Annotated in this window: 15 protein-coding genes; 8 read left to right on the top strand and 7 right to left on the bottom strand. The window is 66.9% G+C overall.

What is annotated here, in order from left to right; all coding sequences use genetic code 11:
* Positions 1-156: 156 nt before the first annotated feature.
* From cysM to A9G05_RS17725, 5 genes are all read left to right on the top strand, one after another.
* Positions 157-1,059: a cysteine synthase CysM gene (gene cysM, locus A9G05_RS17745; protein WP_069562225.1), complete on the top strand. Its 903-nt coding sequence runs from the start codon at positions 157-159 to the stop codon at positions 1,057-1,059.
* A gap of 180 nt (positions 1,060-1,239) precedes the next feature.
* Positions 1,240-2,598, top strand: coding sequence for a 23S rRNA (uracil(1939)-C(5))-methyltransferase RlmD (rlmD, locus tag A9G05_RS17740; protein WP_069562224.1), 1,359 nt, complete (start codon positions 1,240-1,242; stop codon positions 2,596-2,598).
* Between the two features lie 82 nt (positions 2,599-2,680).
* Complete coding sequence (gene relA, locus A9G05_RS17735) at positions 2,681-4,930, top strand: GTP diphosphokinase (protein WP_069562223.1); 2,250 nt, start codon at positions 2,681-2,683, stop codon at positions 4,928-4,930.
* Positions 4,931-4,991: 61 nt separating this feature from the next.
* A complete protein-coding gene (gene mazG, locus A9G05_RS17730; protein WP_069562222.1) occupies positions 4,992-5,822 on the top strand; it encodes a nucleoside triphosphate pyrophosphohydrolase in 831 nt (276 codons plus the stop codon).
* Positions 5,823-5,842: 20 nt separating this feature from the next.
* Positions 5,843-6,382, top strand: coding sequence for a DUF2058 domain-containing protein (locus tag A9G05_RS17725; protein ID WP_069562221.1), 540 nt, complete (start codon positions 5,843-5,845; stop codon positions 6,380-6,382).
* Between the two features lie 68 nt (positions 6,383-6,450).
* Here the strand turns inward: A9G05_RS17725 and A9G05_RS17720 are convergent, their stop codons facing one another.
* The 4 genes from A9G05_RS17720 to purM form a co-directional block, all read right to left on the bottom strand.
* Complete coding sequence (locus A9G05_RS17720; RefSeq protein WP_044414183.1) at positions 6,451-6,723, bottom strand: Rho-binding antiterminator; 273 nt, start codon at positions 6,721-6,723, stop codon at positions 6,451-6,453.
* A 129-nt stretch (positions 6,724-6,852) separates the two neighbouring features.
* The gene (locus A9G05_RS17715) at positions 6,853-7,563 is read right to left on the bottom strand and encodes a DUF3108 domain-containing protein (protein ID WP_069562220.1); all 711 of its coding nucleotides are present in this window, start codon (positions 7,561-7,563) and stop codon (positions 6,853-6,855) included.
* A gap of 11 nt (positions 7,564-7,574) precedes the next feature.
* A complete protein-coding gene (gene purN / locus A9G05_RS17710) occupies positions 7,575-8,225 on the bottom strand; it encodes a phosphoribosylglycinamide formyltransferase (protein ID WP_069562219.1) in 651 nt (216 codons plus the stop codon).
* Complete coding sequence (purM, locus tag A9G05_RS17705; protein WP_069562218.1) at positions 8,225-9,283, bottom strand: phosphoribosylformylglycinamidine cyclo-ligase; 1,059 nt, start codon at positions 9,281-9,283, stop codon at positions 8,225-8,227. The genes purN and purM overlap by 1 nt, the downstream gene beginning before the upstream one ends.
* Positions 9,284-9,512: 229 nt before the next feature.
* On the opposite strand from purM, the gene A9G05_RS17700 reads away from it, so the two are divergent.
* Genes A9G05_RS17700 through hda form a run of 3 tightly spaced genes read left to right on the top strand, consistent with a single transcriptional unit; the run spans position 9,513 to position 12,385 of the window.
* Positions 9,513-10,547 carry a DUF2066 domain-containing protein gene (locus A9G05_RS17700; RefSeq protein WP_069562217.1) on the top strand — a complete coding sequence of 345 codons (1,035 nt, stop codon included), beginning with the start codon at positions 9,513-9,515 and terminating at the stop codon, positions 10,545-10,547.
* A 42-nt stretch (positions 10,548-10,589) separates the two neighbouring features.
* Complete coding sequence (locus A9G05_RS17695; RefSeq protein ID WP_069562216.1) at positions 10,590-11,684, top strand: AI-2E family transporter; 1,095 nt, start codon at positions 10,590-10,592, stop codon at positions 11,682-11,684.
* Complete coding sequence (gene hda / locus A9G05_RS17690) at positions 11,681-12,385, top strand: DnaA regulatory inactivator Hda (RefSeq protein ID WP_069562215.1); 705 nt, start codon at positions 11,681-11,683, stop codon at positions 12,383-12,385. The genes A9G05_RS17695 and hda overlap by 4 nt, the downstream gene beginning before the upstream one ends.
* A gap of 48 nt (positions 12,386-12,433) precedes the next feature.
* Here the strand turns inward: hda and A9G05_RS17685 are convergent, their stop codons facing one another.
* The 3 genes from A9G05_RS17685 to arsC are packed head-to-tail and all read right to left on the bottom strand — an operon-like array spanning position 12,434 to position 13,792.
* Entirely contained in the window at positions 12,434-12,844 is a 411-nt protein-coding gene (locus tag A9G05_RS17685) for a DUF2069 domain-containing protein (RefSeq protein ID WP_069562214.1), read from the bottom strand.
* Positions 12,837-13,442 carry an NAD(P)H:quinone oxidoreductase gene (wrbA, locus tag A9G05_RS17680; protein ID WP_044414163.1) on the bottom strand — a complete coding sequence of 202 codons (606 nt, stop codon included), beginning with the start codon at positions 13,440-13,442 and terminating at the stop codon, positions 12,837-12,839. The genes A9G05_RS17685 and wrbA overlap by 8 nt, the downstream gene beginning before the upstream one ends.
* Positions 13,439-13,792, bottom strand: a complete 354-nt coding sequence (gene arsC, locus A9G05_RS17675) for an arsenate reductase (glutaredoxin) (RefSeq protein WP_069562213.1) — start codon at positions 13,790-13,792, stop codon at positions 13,439-13,441. Before arsC ends, wrbA begins: the two co-directional genes overlap by 4 nt.
* Positions 13,793-13,874: the final 82 nt, after the last annotated feature.

Below are 13,874 nucleotides of genomic sequence, written 5' to 3'. Positions count from 1 at the left end.
CATTTGCGCTGTAAAACCACGGGCGCTGCCTTTCCAAATGCCATTCCGTTCCATGGATATAGCGCTAAGCCATAAGCGGAAACGCTTGTGCGATATGGCGTAGAGGGGTTTGCCGGTATCATGGGCGCCCCTCTGAGTCTGGATCGCAGAACTGCCATGACCCTGCAGTACCCAACCATCGCCGACTGCATCGGCAATACCCCGCTGGTGCGCCTGCAGCGCCTGGGGGGCGACACCCGCAACACCCTCCTGGTCAAGCTCGAAGGCAACAACCCGGCCGGCTCCGTGAAGGACCGCCCGGCCCTGTCGATGATCACCCGTGCCGAGCTGCGCGGTGACATCCAGCCCGGCGACACATTGATCGAGGCCACCTCCGGCAATACCGGCATCGCGCTGGCCATGGCGGCGGCGATCAAGGGTTACCGGATGATCCTGATCATGCCGGACAACATGAGCGCCGAGCGCAAGGCGGCGATGACCGCCTACGGCGCCGAGCTGATCATCGTCAGCAAGGACGAGGGCATGGAAGGTGCCCGCGACCTGGCCGAGCGCATGCAGGCCGAAGGCCGTGGCAAGGTGCTGGACCAGTTCGCCAACGGTGACAACCCCGAGGCCCACTACGTGGGGACCGGCCCGGAAATCTGGCGCCAGACCCAGGGCACCGTGACCCACTTCATCAGCTCCATGGGCACTACCGGCACCATCATGGGCACCTCGCGCTACCTCAAGGAGCAGAACCCGGCGATCCAGATCGTCGGCCTGCAGCCCCAGGAAGGCTCGGCCATCCCCGGCATCCGCCGCTGGCCCCAGGAATACCTGCCGAGGATCTACCAGGCCGAGCGCGTGGACCGCGTCGTCGACATGGCCCAGTCCGAGGCCGAGGACACCATGCGCCGCCTGGCGCGCGAGGAAGGCATCTTCTGCGGCGTCTCCTCCGGCGGTTCGGTGGCGGCCATGCTGCGCCTGTCCCGCGAGGTGGAGAACGCCGTGATGGTGGCGATCATCTGCGACCGTGGCGATCGCTACCTGTCCACCGGTGTGTACGACGCGCGCCCGTGATGACTCCGATTTCCCGTCCTGACCATCGCCCGGGGCGCTACTCGCTCCGGGCCTATCGCATTCACCTGTCCACCGCGCCCGTGCACGGGGTCAGCCGCGTGCCGGCACTGCCGGTGCTTTCGCGCTGCGCACCGAGCGTGCTGGTGCCGCTGCGTATGCACCTGCCGCTACGGAGGCCCGATGTCCAGGCGTAACGGCGGGCTGCGCTTCCAGAGCGGAGGCGGCAAGCGCCAGGCCTCGCCGGCGGTGCCGGTGGGCAAGAAGCAGACCCTGGACGTGGAGCGCCTGGCCCATGACGGCCGGGGCATCGCCTTCGAGCAGGGGCGCACCTGGTTCGTCGACGGCGCCCTGCCGGGCGAGTCCGTCGAGGCGCGGGTGCTGGGTGCCCGCAGCCAGGTGGTGGAGGCCCGTGCCGAGCGCATCCTGCGGGCCAGCCCGGAGCGTCGTGCCGAGCCGTGCCCCCATGCCCGCCAGTGCGGCGGCTGTTCGCTCCAGCATCTGCCCCACGAGGCCCAGCTCGCCCTGAAACAGCGCACGCTGGCCGAGCAACTGGAACGCTTCGCCGGCCTGGTGCCGGAAACCTGGGCCGCGCCGCTGGTGGGGCCGGAGTTCGGCTACCGGCGTCGTGCCCGCGTGGCGGTGCGCTGGGACGCCAAGGCCGCGCGCCTGGAGGTGGGCTTCCGCGCTGCCGCGAGCCAGTCCATCGTCGCCGTGCAGGACTGTGCCGTACTGGTACAGCCCTTGCAGACGATCCTGCGTGCGTTACCGCCCCTGCTGGCCGGCCTGGAAAGGCCGCAAGCGATCGGACACGTCGAGCTCTTTCAAGGCACCGCCTCTTCCCTCCTGCTGCGCCACACCCAACCGCTGGTCGACGGCGACCTGGCACGCCTGCGCGCGTTCTGCGCCGAGCACCGGGCGCTGCTCTGGCTGCAGGGGGCGGGCGAACCGCAGCCGGACCACGCCGACGCGCAGTTGGGTTACCGACTGGAACAGTGGGACCTGGCGCTGGGCTACCGCCCGGGCGATTTCGTCCAGGTCAATGCCTGGATCAACGAAGCGATGGTCCGCCAGGCGCTAGACTGGTTGGCACCCCAGGGCCACGAGCGGGTTCTGGACCTGTTCTGTGGGTTGGGCAATTTCGCCCTGCCGCTGGCGCGGATGTGCCGCGAAGTGGTGGCGGTGGAAGGCGTCGAGGCGATGGTCGAACGGGCCCGCGACAACGCCCGGGCGAATGGCCTGGGCAATGTGCACTTTTTTGCGGCCGACTTGTCGAAGCCGCTGGCCGAAGCCACCTGGGCGACCGGGGGCTTCGACGCAGTATTGCTGGACCCGCCGCGTGACGGGGCGTTCGAGGTGGCTCGTCACCTGGGCGAACTGAAGGCGAAGCGGGTGGTATATGTGTCCTGCAACCCGGCCACCCTGGCGCGCGACAGCGCCGAGCTGGTCCGGCAGGGCTACCGGCTGAGGACGGCCGGCATCCTCGACATGTTCCCGCAGACGGCGCATGTGGAGGCCATGGCGTTATTCGAGGCGGGCTAGGACGCTCGCGTAATCCGACTGGCCCAGAGAGGCTGGCGATCATCCGGCGCGCTGGCATGCGCCGTAGGGAAGGTAAGGCAAGATGGTACAGGTCAGAGCGCAACAGCCGGTCAACACCGACGGCAGTATCAACCTCGAGGCATGGCTGGACCATGTGCTCAGTCTCGATCCGGTGCTGGACCGCGCCGTGCTGAAGCAGGCCTGCGAGTTCGCCCGCGATGCCGAGCAGCAGGCCAATGCCGCGCAGAATCTCTGGGCTGAAGGCACTTCCAGCTTCCAGACGGGCCTGGAGATCGCCGAGATCCTCGCGGACCTCAAGCTCGACCAGGAGTCCCTGGTGGCCGCGGTGATCTACCGAGGCGTGCGCGAGGGCAAGATCCCCCTGGCCGACGTGCAGCAGCGCTTCGGCCCGGTGGTCGCCAAGCTGATCGAGGGCGTGCTGCGCATGGCCGCCATCAGTGCCAGCCTCAACCCGCGCCAGTCCATGGTGCTGGGCACCCAGACCCAGGTAGAGAACCTGCGCAGGATGCTGGTGGCGATGGTCGACGACGTGCGCGTCGCCCTGATCAAACTGGCCGAGCGCACCTGTGCCATCCGTGAGGTGAAGAGCGCCGACGAGGAGAAGCGCCACCGCGTTGCCCGTGAAGTGTTCGACATCTATGCGCCCCTGGCCCACCGGCTGGGCATCGGCCACATCAAGTGGGAGCTGGAGGATCTGTCCTTCCGCTACCTGGAGCCCGACCAGTACAAGAAGATCGCCAAGCTGCTGCACGAGCGCCGCCTGGACCGCGAGCAGTACATTGCCGATGTGATGAACCAGCTGCGCCAGGAGCTCTCGGCGGCGGGCATCAAGTCCGACATCAGCGGGCGTGCCAAGCACATCTATTCCATCTGGCGGAAGATGCAGCGCAAGGGCCTGCAGTTCAGCCAGATCTACGACGTGCGCGCCGTGCGTGTGCTGGTGCCGGAAGTGCGCGATTGCTACACCGCGCTGGGCATCGTGCACACCCTGTGGCGCCACATCCCCAAGGAATTCGACGACTACATCGCCAACCCCAAGGAGAACGGCTACCGCTCCCTGCATACGGCGGTGATCGGCCCGGACGGCAAGGTGCTGGAGGTGCAGATCCGCACCCAGGCCATGCATGAGGAGGCCGAGCTTGGCGTCTGCGCCCACTGGCGTTACAAGGGCACCGACGTCAAGACCAGCTCCAACCACTACGAAGAGAAGATCTCCTGGCTGCGCCAGGTGCTGGAGTGGCATGAGGAGCTGGGCGACATCGGCGGGCTGGCCGAGCAGTTGCGGGTCGATATCGAGCCCGACCGCGTCTACGTCTTCACCCCCGATGGCCACGCCATCGACCTGCCCAAGGGCGCCACGCCCCTGGACTTCGCCTACCGCGTGCACACCGAAATCGGCCACAACTGCCGGGGCGCAAAGATCAACGGGCGTATCGTGCCGTTGAACTACAGCCTGCAGACCGGTGAGCAGGTGGAGATCATCACCGGCAAGCAGGGGGCGCCGAGCCGCGACTGGCTCAACCCCAACCTGGGCTACATCACCACCTCCCGGGCGCGGGCGAAGATCGTCCACTGGTTCAAGCTGCAGGCCCGCGACCAGAACGTCGCTGCCGGCAAGGCCATGCTCGAGCGCGAGCTGGCGCGCCTGGCGCTGCCGCCGGTGGACTTCGAGAAGCTCGCCGAGAAGTGCAACCTGCGCACCGCCGAGGACATGCACGCGGCCCTGGGCGCCGGCGACCTGCGCCTGGCCCATGTGGTGGGCAACGCCCAGCAACTGGTGGAGCCGGAGCGCGGCACCAGCGAGCAGTTGGAGCTTATCCCCCGTCGTTCTGCCGGACAGTACAAGCCGGGCAAGCGCGGCGACGTGCAGATCCAGGGTGTCGGCAATCTGCTCACCCAGATGGCCGGCTGCTGCCAGCCGCTGCCGGGCGACCCGATCGTCGGCTACATCACCCTCGGCCGTGGCGTCAGCATCCACCGCCAGGACTGCGCCTCGGCGCTGCAACTGGCCAGCCGCGAACCCGAGCGGATGATCCAGGTCAGTTGGGGCCCGGTGCCGGTGCAGACCTACCCGGTGGACATCGTCATCAAGGCCTACGACCGTTCCGGCCTGCTGCGTGATGTGTCCCAGGTGCTGCTCAACGAGCGCATCAACGTGCTGGCGGTGAACACCCGTTCGAACAAGGAGGACAACACCGCCTCCATGCTGCTGACCATCGAGATTCCGGGGCTGGACGCCCTGGGCCGTCTGCTGGCGAAGATCGCCCAGCTGCCCAACATCATCGAGGCCCGTCGTAATCGCGCAGCCTGAACCGCTGCGCGATTCGCGCGTGACATTCAGGTTGCGCCGGGTTCAAACCACTGGATCTGCCATGTACCAACTCAATGACCTGCTGCACCTGATGGCCCGGCTGCGTGACCCGCAGTACGGCTGCCCCTGGGACCTGAAGCAGGACTACGCCAGCATCGTCCCGCACACCCTCGAAGAGGCCTACGAGGTGGCGGATGCCATCGAGCGGGGCGACTTCGCCCACCTGCCCGGCGAGCTGGGTGACCTGCTGTTCCAGGTCGTCTACTACAGCCAATTGGCGAAGGAGGAGGGTCGCTTCGAGTTCGCCACGGTAGTGGATGCGATCACCCGCAAGCTGGTGCGCCGCCATCCCCATGTGTTCCCCGACGGCGACCTGTACGGCGCCCCGGACATGGCACGTCTGGAGGAGGCCGCCATCAAGCAGCGCTGGGAGGAGATCAAGGCCGAGGAGCGCGCCGAGCAGGCTGTCGCCCCGGAGCAGCTTTCCCTGCTGGACGACGTGCCGAGCGCGCTGCCGGCCCTGTCCCGGGCAGCCAAGTTGCAGAAGCGCGCAGCCCAGGTCGGTTTCGACTGGCCCGAGGCGCTGCCGGTGGTGGACAAGGTCCGCGAGGAGCTGGACGAGGTCCTCGAAGCCATGAGCGAGAACGACCCCGAGGCGGTAGCCGAGGAGCTGGGCGACCTGCTGTTCGTTGCGGTCAACCTCGCCCGTCATCTGAAGGTCGACCCCGAGACGGCGCTGCGTTCGGCCAACGCCAAGTTCGAGCGGCGCTTCCGCTACATCGAACAGGCATTGCGCGAAGCGGGTCGTCCCATTGAAGATTGCACCCTGGATGAACTGGACGCCCTCTGGGGCGAGGCCAAGAAACAGGAAAAAGCCACCCTTGGCTGCTAAGCAGAGAGACTGAACGACCCATGAGCCTTTCCCTTCGTGACCAGCTGCTGAAAGCCGGACTGGTCAGTGAAAAGCAGGCCAAGCAGGCCGGTAAGCAACAGCAGAAGCAACAACGCCTGGAGAAGAAGAACCAGGTGGAGAAGGACGACAGCCTGCGCCAGGCCGCCCTCCAGGCCCAGGCCGAGAAACTGGCCAGGGACCAGGAGTTGAACCGCCAGCAGCAGGAAAAGGCCGACCAGAAGGCCCGTGCGGCGCAGGTCAAACAACTGATCGAACGCACCCGCCTGCCCAAGCTGACCACCGACGACTACTACAATTTCGTCGACAACAAGAAGGTCAAGCGCATCGCCGTCAACGACCTGATGCGCGACAAGCTGAGCCGTGGCTCGTTGGCCATCGTCCAGCACGGCGGCGGCTACGAGGTGATCCCGCGTGATGCCGCCCTGCGTATCCAGGAGCGCGACCCGCGCCGCATCGTGTTGCTCAACGTCGCCTCCGAAGAGGTGGACGAGGACGATCCGTATGCCGCCTACAAGGTGCCGGACGACCTGATGTGGTGAGTGCGGGTTGAATGGGAAGAAGCCGGGCAATGCCCGGCTTTTTCATGGCTGGGGAATCCGCCTGGCGCTCAGCAGACCTGGTTGCCCAGCAGCACCCGGCCGAAGTGCGCGCCTTCGGTCAGCGGGGTGATGGCGGCGATCTGGTCCAGCCGCAAGCGCTCGCGCCCGGCCTCGCTGTGTACCAGCAGGAATTCGTCCTTGTTGCGGTCGGTCTCGGTGTCCATGGCGCGGGCTTCCAACTGGCGGCCGTCGTCCAGTTCGATAAGCAACTGGTAGCGATGCAGGCAGGCCAGCTCGATGTAGTCGTACAGCTCGCAGGAAAGGGGTAGGTAAGGGGTCATGAGGGCGTCCTCAAGGGCTGTGCCCCGACATCCTATACCCGTCCGGCGTGGCTGCCAGCCTGTCGTGCGGTGTGGCGTCCAATAAAAAGCCGGGCGCAGGGCCCGGCTTCTGGGAGGTGGTGTGGTGGGTCAGCTGCCCTTGACCTCGCGGCCGTCGACGCTGCCTTCCTTGAGCATGATCTGGTATTCCTTGCCGTCCTTTTCCACCTGGTTCAGGCGCACCAGCAGGTAGTCCCAGTCCTTGGCGAACCAGAGGGTGGTCTTGCGGCTGCTCTGGGTAGGGTCGCGCACGCGCTCGACCTTGATGGCATCGACGCTACCGGCCATGGTGTCCACGCGCTCCTGGCCGAGGACGCGGAAGTCGTAGGTTTCCACTTCGTCGCCGTCGATCACCTGGTAGCTCATGCTCTTCTTGCCGGCGGCGACGTCGCGCTGGAGCACCAGTTGGTAGGTGGATTTGTCGACCATGCCGCGGTTCAGGGGCAAGCGCACCTGGTTGTCGCGGTCGGTCCCGATGACCTGCTTCTCACCCCAGTCGAAGTCCAGCTCGACCTGCTTGCGCTTGCCCAGGCCGCTGCGGTTGAAGCGGTAGGTGACGGGCAGGAAGGTGTTTTTCTCCAGGCGGAACACGCTGATTTCGCTCAGGCTGGCCACCAGCATGGAGGCCTCGAAATCCAGCTGCCAGCGCCCATCGTCCAGTTGCTTCAGGGAGCGGCCGGCGCTGCCGCTGATGGGCATGGTCTTCCAGTCGGCGGTGTAGCTGGCCTTGAACGGCTTCAGCTCGGCCGCGGTGACCGGCAGGGTGAAGAGGGCGAGGAGCAACAGCACAGCACGACGCATTGGCAAATCTCCTAGTTACGCAACTGCTGCCCGGTAGGGGGCAACGCTTGGCCGTCCAGTAGTGCGCCGTTCTCGCCGAGGCGCAAACGACCTTCGGCGAACCAGCGCACGGCCAGCGGGTAGATACGGTGTTCCTCGGCATGCACCCGCTGGGCCAGGGTGTCTGGCGAATCGCCAGACTCTACCGGGATCACCGCTTGTACGACCAGAGGGCCACCATCGAGTTCCTCCGTCACGAAGTGGACGCTGCACCCGTGCTCGGCATCGCCGACTTCCAGCGCGCGCTGGTGGGTGTGCAGGCCCTTGTGGCGGGGCAGCAGGGAGGGGTGGATGTTCAGCAGGCGGCCGGTGTAGTGGCGCACGAAACCCGGGGTGAGGATGCGCATGAAGCCGGCCAGAACCACCAGCTGCGGAGAGAAGCTGTCGATCAGTGCCGCGAGGGCCTGGTCGAAGGCTTCGCGCCCGTCGAATTCGCGATGGTCCAGTACACGGGTTTCGATGCCGGCCTGGCGCGCACGCTCCAGGCCGTAGGCATCGGCGCGGTTGGAGATCACCGCGCGGATTCGCGCCGGATGCCCGGCGCTGGTGGTGCTGTCGATCAGGGCCTGCAGGTTGCTGCCGGAGCCGGAAATCAGCACCACCACGTCACAGCGGTCGGTCATCAGTGGGCTTTCAGGTTGTTCAGCACGACGCGCTCGCTGCCTTCGGCGCCTGCGCCGATCTGGCCGATGACCCAGGGCTGTTCGCCGGCGGCGCGCAGGGTTTCCAGGGCCACGTCGACCTGCTCGGGGGCCACGCAGATGACCATGCCGACGCCGCAGTTGAGCACGCGGTGCATTTCGCGCTCGTCGACGTTGCCTTTCTCCTGCAGCCAGTCGAATACGGCCGGGCGGGTCCAACTGGCGACGTCGATGACGGCCTGGGCACCCTCGGGCAGTACGCGCGGGATGTTCTCGGTGAGGCCGCCGCCGGTGATGTGGGCCATGGCCTTCACCGCGCCGGTGTCCTTGATCAGCTTGAGCAGCGGCTTGACGTAGATACGGGTCGGGGCCATCAGCAAGTCGGCCAGGGGCTTGCCGTCCAGCTGGATCTGCTCGATGTCGGCGCCACTGACTTCGATGATCTTGCGGATCAGCGAGTAGCCGTTGGAGTGCGGGCCGGAGGAGGGCAGGGCGATCAGGGTGTCGCCGGTGCGGACCTTGGAGCCGTCGATGATCTCGGCCTTTTCCACCACGCCCACGCAGAAGCCGGCCAGGTCGTAGTCCTCGCCTTCGTACATGCCGGGCATCTCGGCGGTCTCACCGCCTACCAGGGAGCAGCCGGCCAGTTCGCAACCGGCACCGATGCCGGTGACCACGGTGGCGGCCACGTCGACGTTGAGCTTGCCGGTGGCGTAGTAGTCGAGGAAGAACAGCGGCTCGGCGCCGCAGACCACCAGGTCGTTCACGCACATGGCGACCAGGTCCTGGCCGATGCTGTCGTGCCTGTTCAGGTTCAGCGCCAGGCGCAACTTGGTGCCGACGCCGTCGGTGCCGGAGACCAGCACCGGCTGCTTGTAGCCGGCCGGGATCTCGCAGAGGGCGCCGAAGCCACCCAGGCCGCCCATCACTTCAGGGCGAGCGGTGCGCTTGGCCACGCCCTTGATGCGTTCGACCAGGGCTTCGCCCGCGTCGATGTCCACACCGGCGTCCTTGTAGCTCAGGGAGGGTTGCTTGCTCATAGATCCAGGCCTTTAGGGGAAATTCGTGGGTCGACCGGCGACGAGGGCCGGTTCGCGAAGGCGCGCGATTTTATCAGGGTTGGCCTGTAGCAGCCATCGGCAGCGGTCGCGCAGAGGGAAAAGCCTGCACCGCCGGGCACCGCCCGTTGCCGGCCAGGATGGGCCTGTTTAAGGTATAGCCCTTCCCGATGCGGCTCCGGCCGCTCCATCCGTTTGTCGAGAGTCCCCCATGCGCCTGATCGCCCGCCTGTTGTTGGTCTGCCTGCCGCTGCTCAGCCCGCTGGCCCATGCCGAAACGGTCGCTACTCTCTACCAGGTGCGTGAGCCGGTGCTGTCCCAGCAGCCCGAGGAGCGCGACCAGGCGCTTAACCGCGCGCTGGAAACCCTGGTGATCCGTCTGACCGGGGACACCAAGGCGCTGAACAGCCCGGCACTGGCCGAGGTGCGCAAGAACCCGCAGCAACTGATCAGCCAGTTCGGCTACGAGGGCCAGTCGCTGCAGGTGGACTTCGACCCGGTAACCACCGATCGCATCTTCCGCCAGGCCGGTATCGGCCTGTGGAGCGCCAACCGCCCGGCGATCCTGACCTGGTGGCTGAACCAGTCAGCCGAAGGTGCGAGCCTGGTGGGCGACGCTCAGACCGCCGCTGCCCCATTGCGTGATGCCGCCCTGCACCGTGGACTGCCGCTGCGCCTGCCGCTGGCGGACCTCAGTGAGCAGTTGGCCGCGACGCCGGAAAGCCTGACTGCTGCCGACCCGGCGGCCTTGCGCCCGGCTTCCGAGCGTTACGGCGCCGATGCACTGCTCGCCGTGCTGGCCAGCGAGACGGATGGCAAGTGGAAGGCCAACTGGCACCTGTGGATCGGTGACAGCCGCGAGCAGGGCACCCTGGAGGCGGCTGATCCGACGGCCCTGGCCGATGCCGTGATGCTCGCCGTGAGCCAGCGCCTGGCGCCGCGTTTCGTGGTGGCGCCAGGCGTCGGTCAGGATCAGGTGCTGGAAGTGAAGGGCGCCGACCTGGACCGCTATGCCGAGCTGTCGCGGGCACTGGAGCCCTTCGGGGCCCGCTTGTACCTGGTGGAAGGCGATGTCCTGCGCTTCCGCGTCAGCGCCAGCGTCGACCAATTGCGCGCCCAACTGGCCCTCAGTGGGTTGACCGAGTCGCCGGCCGAGCAGGCGCCGGTGGACGCGGCCCAACCGGCTGCACCGGGCGCCGCGCCGCAGGTCGTGCCACGGCAGAATGCGCTGCGTTTCCAGTGGTAAGGATGCTTAACCTGCCACATTCGTCCGGGATGAGGGACCGTCATGACTGATTCGCGTCGCTGGCTGTGGCTCGGGGGCGTGCTGCTCCTGGGCTGGCTGTTGTACCTGTTGCACCCGATCCTCTCGCCGTTCCTGGTGGGCATGCTGCTGGCCTACATGGGGGACCCGCTGGTGGACCGCCTGGAGGCACGTGGGCTTTCCCGCACCTGGGGTGTGGTGGCGGTGTTCACGCTGTTCAGTCTGGTGCTGCTGGCGCTGTTGCTGATCCTGATCCCGATGCTGGCGCGGCAGGTGGCGCGGCTCTACGAGACGGCACCGCAGATGCTGGACTGGCTGCAGAACAGTGCGTTGCCCTGGGTCCAGGCCAAGCTGGGGTTGCCTCAGGGCTTCTGGCGCTTCGACAAGCTCAAGGAGGTGGTCAGTGGTCACCTGGGGCAGACCACCGACCTGGTGGGCGTGATCCTGGCCAGTGCCACGGCTTCGGGCCTTGCGCTGATGGGCTGGGTGGGCAACCTGCTGCTGATTCCGGTGGTGGGGTTCTACCTGTTGCGTGACTGGGACCTGATGGTGGCCAAGCTGCGTGGCCTGCTGCCGCGCAGCCGCGAAGGGCTGGTGGTGAAGCTCACCGGTGAATGCCACGAGGTGCTGGGGGCGTTCATGCGCGGGCAACTGCTGGTGATGCTGGCCCTGGGGGCCATCTACGCGGTGGGCCTGATGATCGTCGGCCTCGACCTCGGGCTGCTGATCGGCCTGCTGGCCGGGCTGGCCAGCATCGTGCCGTACATGGGCTTCATCGTTGGTATCGGCATGGCCGTGGTGGTGGCGCTGTTCCAGTTCGGCGGGGTCGATCTCTATGCCCTGCTGGGAATTGCCTTGGTGTTTGGTGTCGGCCAGTTGCTCGAGGGTATGGTGCTGACGCCCATGCTGGTGGGGGATCGGATCGGCCTGCACCCGGTGGCAGTGATCTTCGCGATCCTCGCCGGCGGCCAGCTGTTTGGTTTCACCGGCGTGCTGCTGGCGCTGCCCGTGGCGGCGGTGATCATGGTTTTGCTGCGCCATGCGCATGATTTCTATAAACTTTCGGATCTTTACGGAGAGACCGGCAGCGGTTCCGACGAACCCAGCGATACGGCATGAAACCCATCCAGCTTCCCCTTGGCGTGCGCCTGCGTGACGACGCGACCTTCGCCAACTATTACCCTGGCGCCAACGCCGCGGCCCTCGGCTATGTCGAGCGCCTTTGCGAGCCCGATGCCGGGTGGACCGAGAGCCTGATCTACCTGTGGGGTGCGGAGGGTGTCGGACGCAGTCATCTGCAGCAGGCGGCCTGCCTGCGCTTCGAGCAGCGTGGCGAGCAGGCGGTGTACCTGCCCCTGGCGGACCTGGTGCAGTACGGCACGGCGATCCTCGACAACCTGGAGCAGTGCGAGCTGGTCTGCCTGGATGACCTGGATGCCGTCGCCGGGCGCGCCGACTGGGAAGAGGCGCTGTTCCACCTGTTCAACCGCCTGCGCGATGCAGGCCGCAAGCTGCTGCTGGCCGCCAACACCGCGCCACGTGAGCTGCGCATCGCCCTGCCGGACCTGAAGTCGCGCCTGACCCTGGCGCTGATCTTTCAGCTCCACGCCCTCTCCGACGAAGACAAGCTGCGTGCCCTGCAGTTGCGGGCCTCGCGCCGTGGCCTGCACCTGACCGAGGAAGTCGGCCGTTTCATCATGACCCGCGGCTCGCGCAACATGAGCGTGCTGTTCGACATCCTCGAACGCCTGGACCAGGCCTCTCTCCAGGCGCAGCGCAAGCTGACCATCCCCTTCCTCAAGGAAACCCTGGGCTGGTAACGACGAAGCGCCCCGTAGGGCGCTTCGCTCGACTCACCGTTCCCGACCTCAGCTTTCCCCGGCCAGCTTGCGGTTGTGCTGGAACTTCCAGCGCGTGTACAGCAATGCCGCGCAGAACAGCACCACGCTGAGCACCACCATCAGCCAGCCAAACACCATGCGCTTGGGATCGGCTGCGGCCAGTACACCCTGGATGAAGTAGAGGTTGATCACGAAGCAGGCCCAGGCGTGGGCGCGGGCGTTGCCGAGGAGCATCCCGGGTGCCAGCAGCACCAGGGGCAGCAGCTCGATGCTGAGCACCACCCAATAGCGGGCACCGTTCAGGTCCGCGTACACCAGGGTCCACACGGTCAGCAGCAGGATCAGGCCGAGGAAGCTGGCCAGGCTCAGGGCGCGGCTGATGGCCAGGCGCGGGGCGAGCCAGTCCAGCTCCGGGAGTTTCTTGGGTGTTCTAGCCACGTCCGTTCTCCAGTCGCAGAGCCGTTTGTGCCAGGCGCTGGCCCAGGGCGCGGCAGAGGGCGCTCTCCTGCTCATCCAGACCGCGCTTGCCGTCGGCGCCGGCGTAGTGGCTGGCGCCGTAGGGGGTGCCGCCGCCGGTGGTGCTGAGCAGGGCGGGTTCGCTGTAGGGAATGCCGGTGATGAGCATGCCGTGGTGCAGCAGGGGCAGCAGCATGGACAGCAGGGTGCTCTCCTGGCCGCCGTGCAGGCTGGCGGTGGAGGTGAAGACGGCGGCCGGCTTGCCCACCAGTTCGCCACTGAGCCAGAGGCTGCTGGTGCCGTCGATGAAGTACTTCAGCGGTGCCGCCATGTTGCCGAAACGGGTCGGGCTACCCAGGGCCAGCCCGGCGCAGCCCTTGAGGTCGTCGAGGGTGGCGTACGGGGCGCCTTCGGCGGGGATGTCCGGCGCGCTGGCCTCGCAGTCGGCGGACACCGCTGGCACGGTGCGCAGGCGCGCTTCCAGCCCGGCGAGTTCGACGCCACGGGCGATCTGGCGGGCCATGCGCTCGGTGGCGCCGTGGCGGCTGTAGTAGAGGACGAGGACGTAGGGCGTGCTCAAGGCAGGATCTCCAGTACCTTCTCCGGCGGGCGACCCACCACGGCCTTGTCACCTACCACCAGGATGGGCCGCTCGATCAGGCGCGGGTGCTGGCTCATGGCGTCGATCAACTGGTCGTCGCTGAGCCCGGTGTCGGCCAGCCCCAGGCTCTGGTATTCCTCCTCGCCGGTGCGCAGCAACTGGCGGGCGCCTATGCCCAGGCGCGCCAGCAGGGTCTTCAGCTCGGCCGGACTGGGCGGGGTTTCGAGGTAGCGCACCACGGTCGGGGTGAGGCCGCGGGCCTCCAGCAGCTCCAGCGCACCACGGGATTTCGAGCAGCGTGGATTGTGATACAGGGTCATTTCGGTCATGGCGGGGGTCGCAAGGCCTTGAGTGAGGCGGCTATTCTAACCGCGTCCGCGTGCGGGCCTGAACCGTGCATATGGTTTCGGG

The organism is Pseudomonas sp. ENNP23 (assembly GCF_001728945.1).
In the GTDB taxonomy this organism is placed as follows: Bacteria; Pseudomonadota; Gammaproteobacteria; order Pseudomonadales; family Pseudomonadaceae; genus Metapseudomonas; species Metapseudomonas otitidis.
This window is presented reverse-complemented; position numbering and strand designations above follow the sequence as displayed.

What these genes read in the sequence shown, in the direction of transcription:
- purM (WP_069562218.1), bottom strand. Translation starts at nt 9,283, where the DNA reads ATGAGCAAGCAACCCTCCCTGAGCTACAAGGACGCCGGTGTGGACATC.
- A9G05_RS17715 (WP_069562220.1), bottom strand. Translation starts at nt 7,563, where the DNA reads ATGCGTCGTGCTGTGCTGTTGCTCCTCGCCCTCTTCACCCTGCCGGTC.
- hda (WP_069562215.1), top strand. Translation starts at nt 11,681, where the DNA reads ATGAAACCCATCCAGCTTCCCCTTGGCGTGCGCCTGCGTGACGACGCG.
- A9G05_RS17720 (WP_044414183.1), bottom strand. Translation starts at nt 6,723, where the DNA reads ATGACCCCTTACCTACCCCTTTCCTGCGAGCTGTACGACTACATCGAG.
- relA (WP_069562223.1), top strand. Translation starts at nt 2,681, where the DNA reads ATGGTACAGGTCAGAGCGCAACAGCCGGTCAACACCGACGGCAGTATC.
- A9G05_RS17695 (WP_069562216.1), top strand. Translation starts at nt 10,590, where the DNA reads ATGACTGATTCGCGTCGCTGGCTGTGGCTCGGGGGCGTGCTGCTCCTG.
- rlmD (WP_069562224.1), top strand. Translation starts at nt 1,240, where the DNA reads ATGTCCAGGCGTAACGGCGGGCTGCGCTTCCAGAGCGGAGGCGGCAAG.
- cysM (WP_069562225.1), top strand. Translation starts at nt 157, where the DNA reads ATGACCCTGCAGTACCCAACCATCGCCGACTGCATCGGCAATACCCCG.
- purN (WP_069562219.1), bottom strand. Translation starts at nt 8,225, where the DNA reads ATGACCGACCGCTGTGACGTGGTGGTGCTGATTTCCGGCTCCGGCAGC.
- mazG (WP_069562222.1), top strand. Translation starts at nt 4,992, where the DNA reads ATGTACCAACTCAATGACCTGCTGCACCTGATGGCCCGGCTGCGTGAC.
- A9G05_RS17725 (WP_069562221.1), top strand. Translation starts at nt 5,843, where the DNA reads ATGAGCCTTTCCCTTCGTGACCAGCTGCTGAAAGCCGGACTGGTCAGT.
- arsC (WP_069562213.1), bottom strand. Translation starts at nt 13,792, where the DNA reads ATGACCGAAATGACCCTGTATCACAATCCACGCTGCTCGAAATCCCGT.
- A9G05_RS17700 (WP_069562217.1), top strand. Translation starts at nt 9,513, where the DNA reads ATGCGCCTGATCGCCCGCCTGTTGTTGGTCTGCCTGCCGCTGCTCAGC.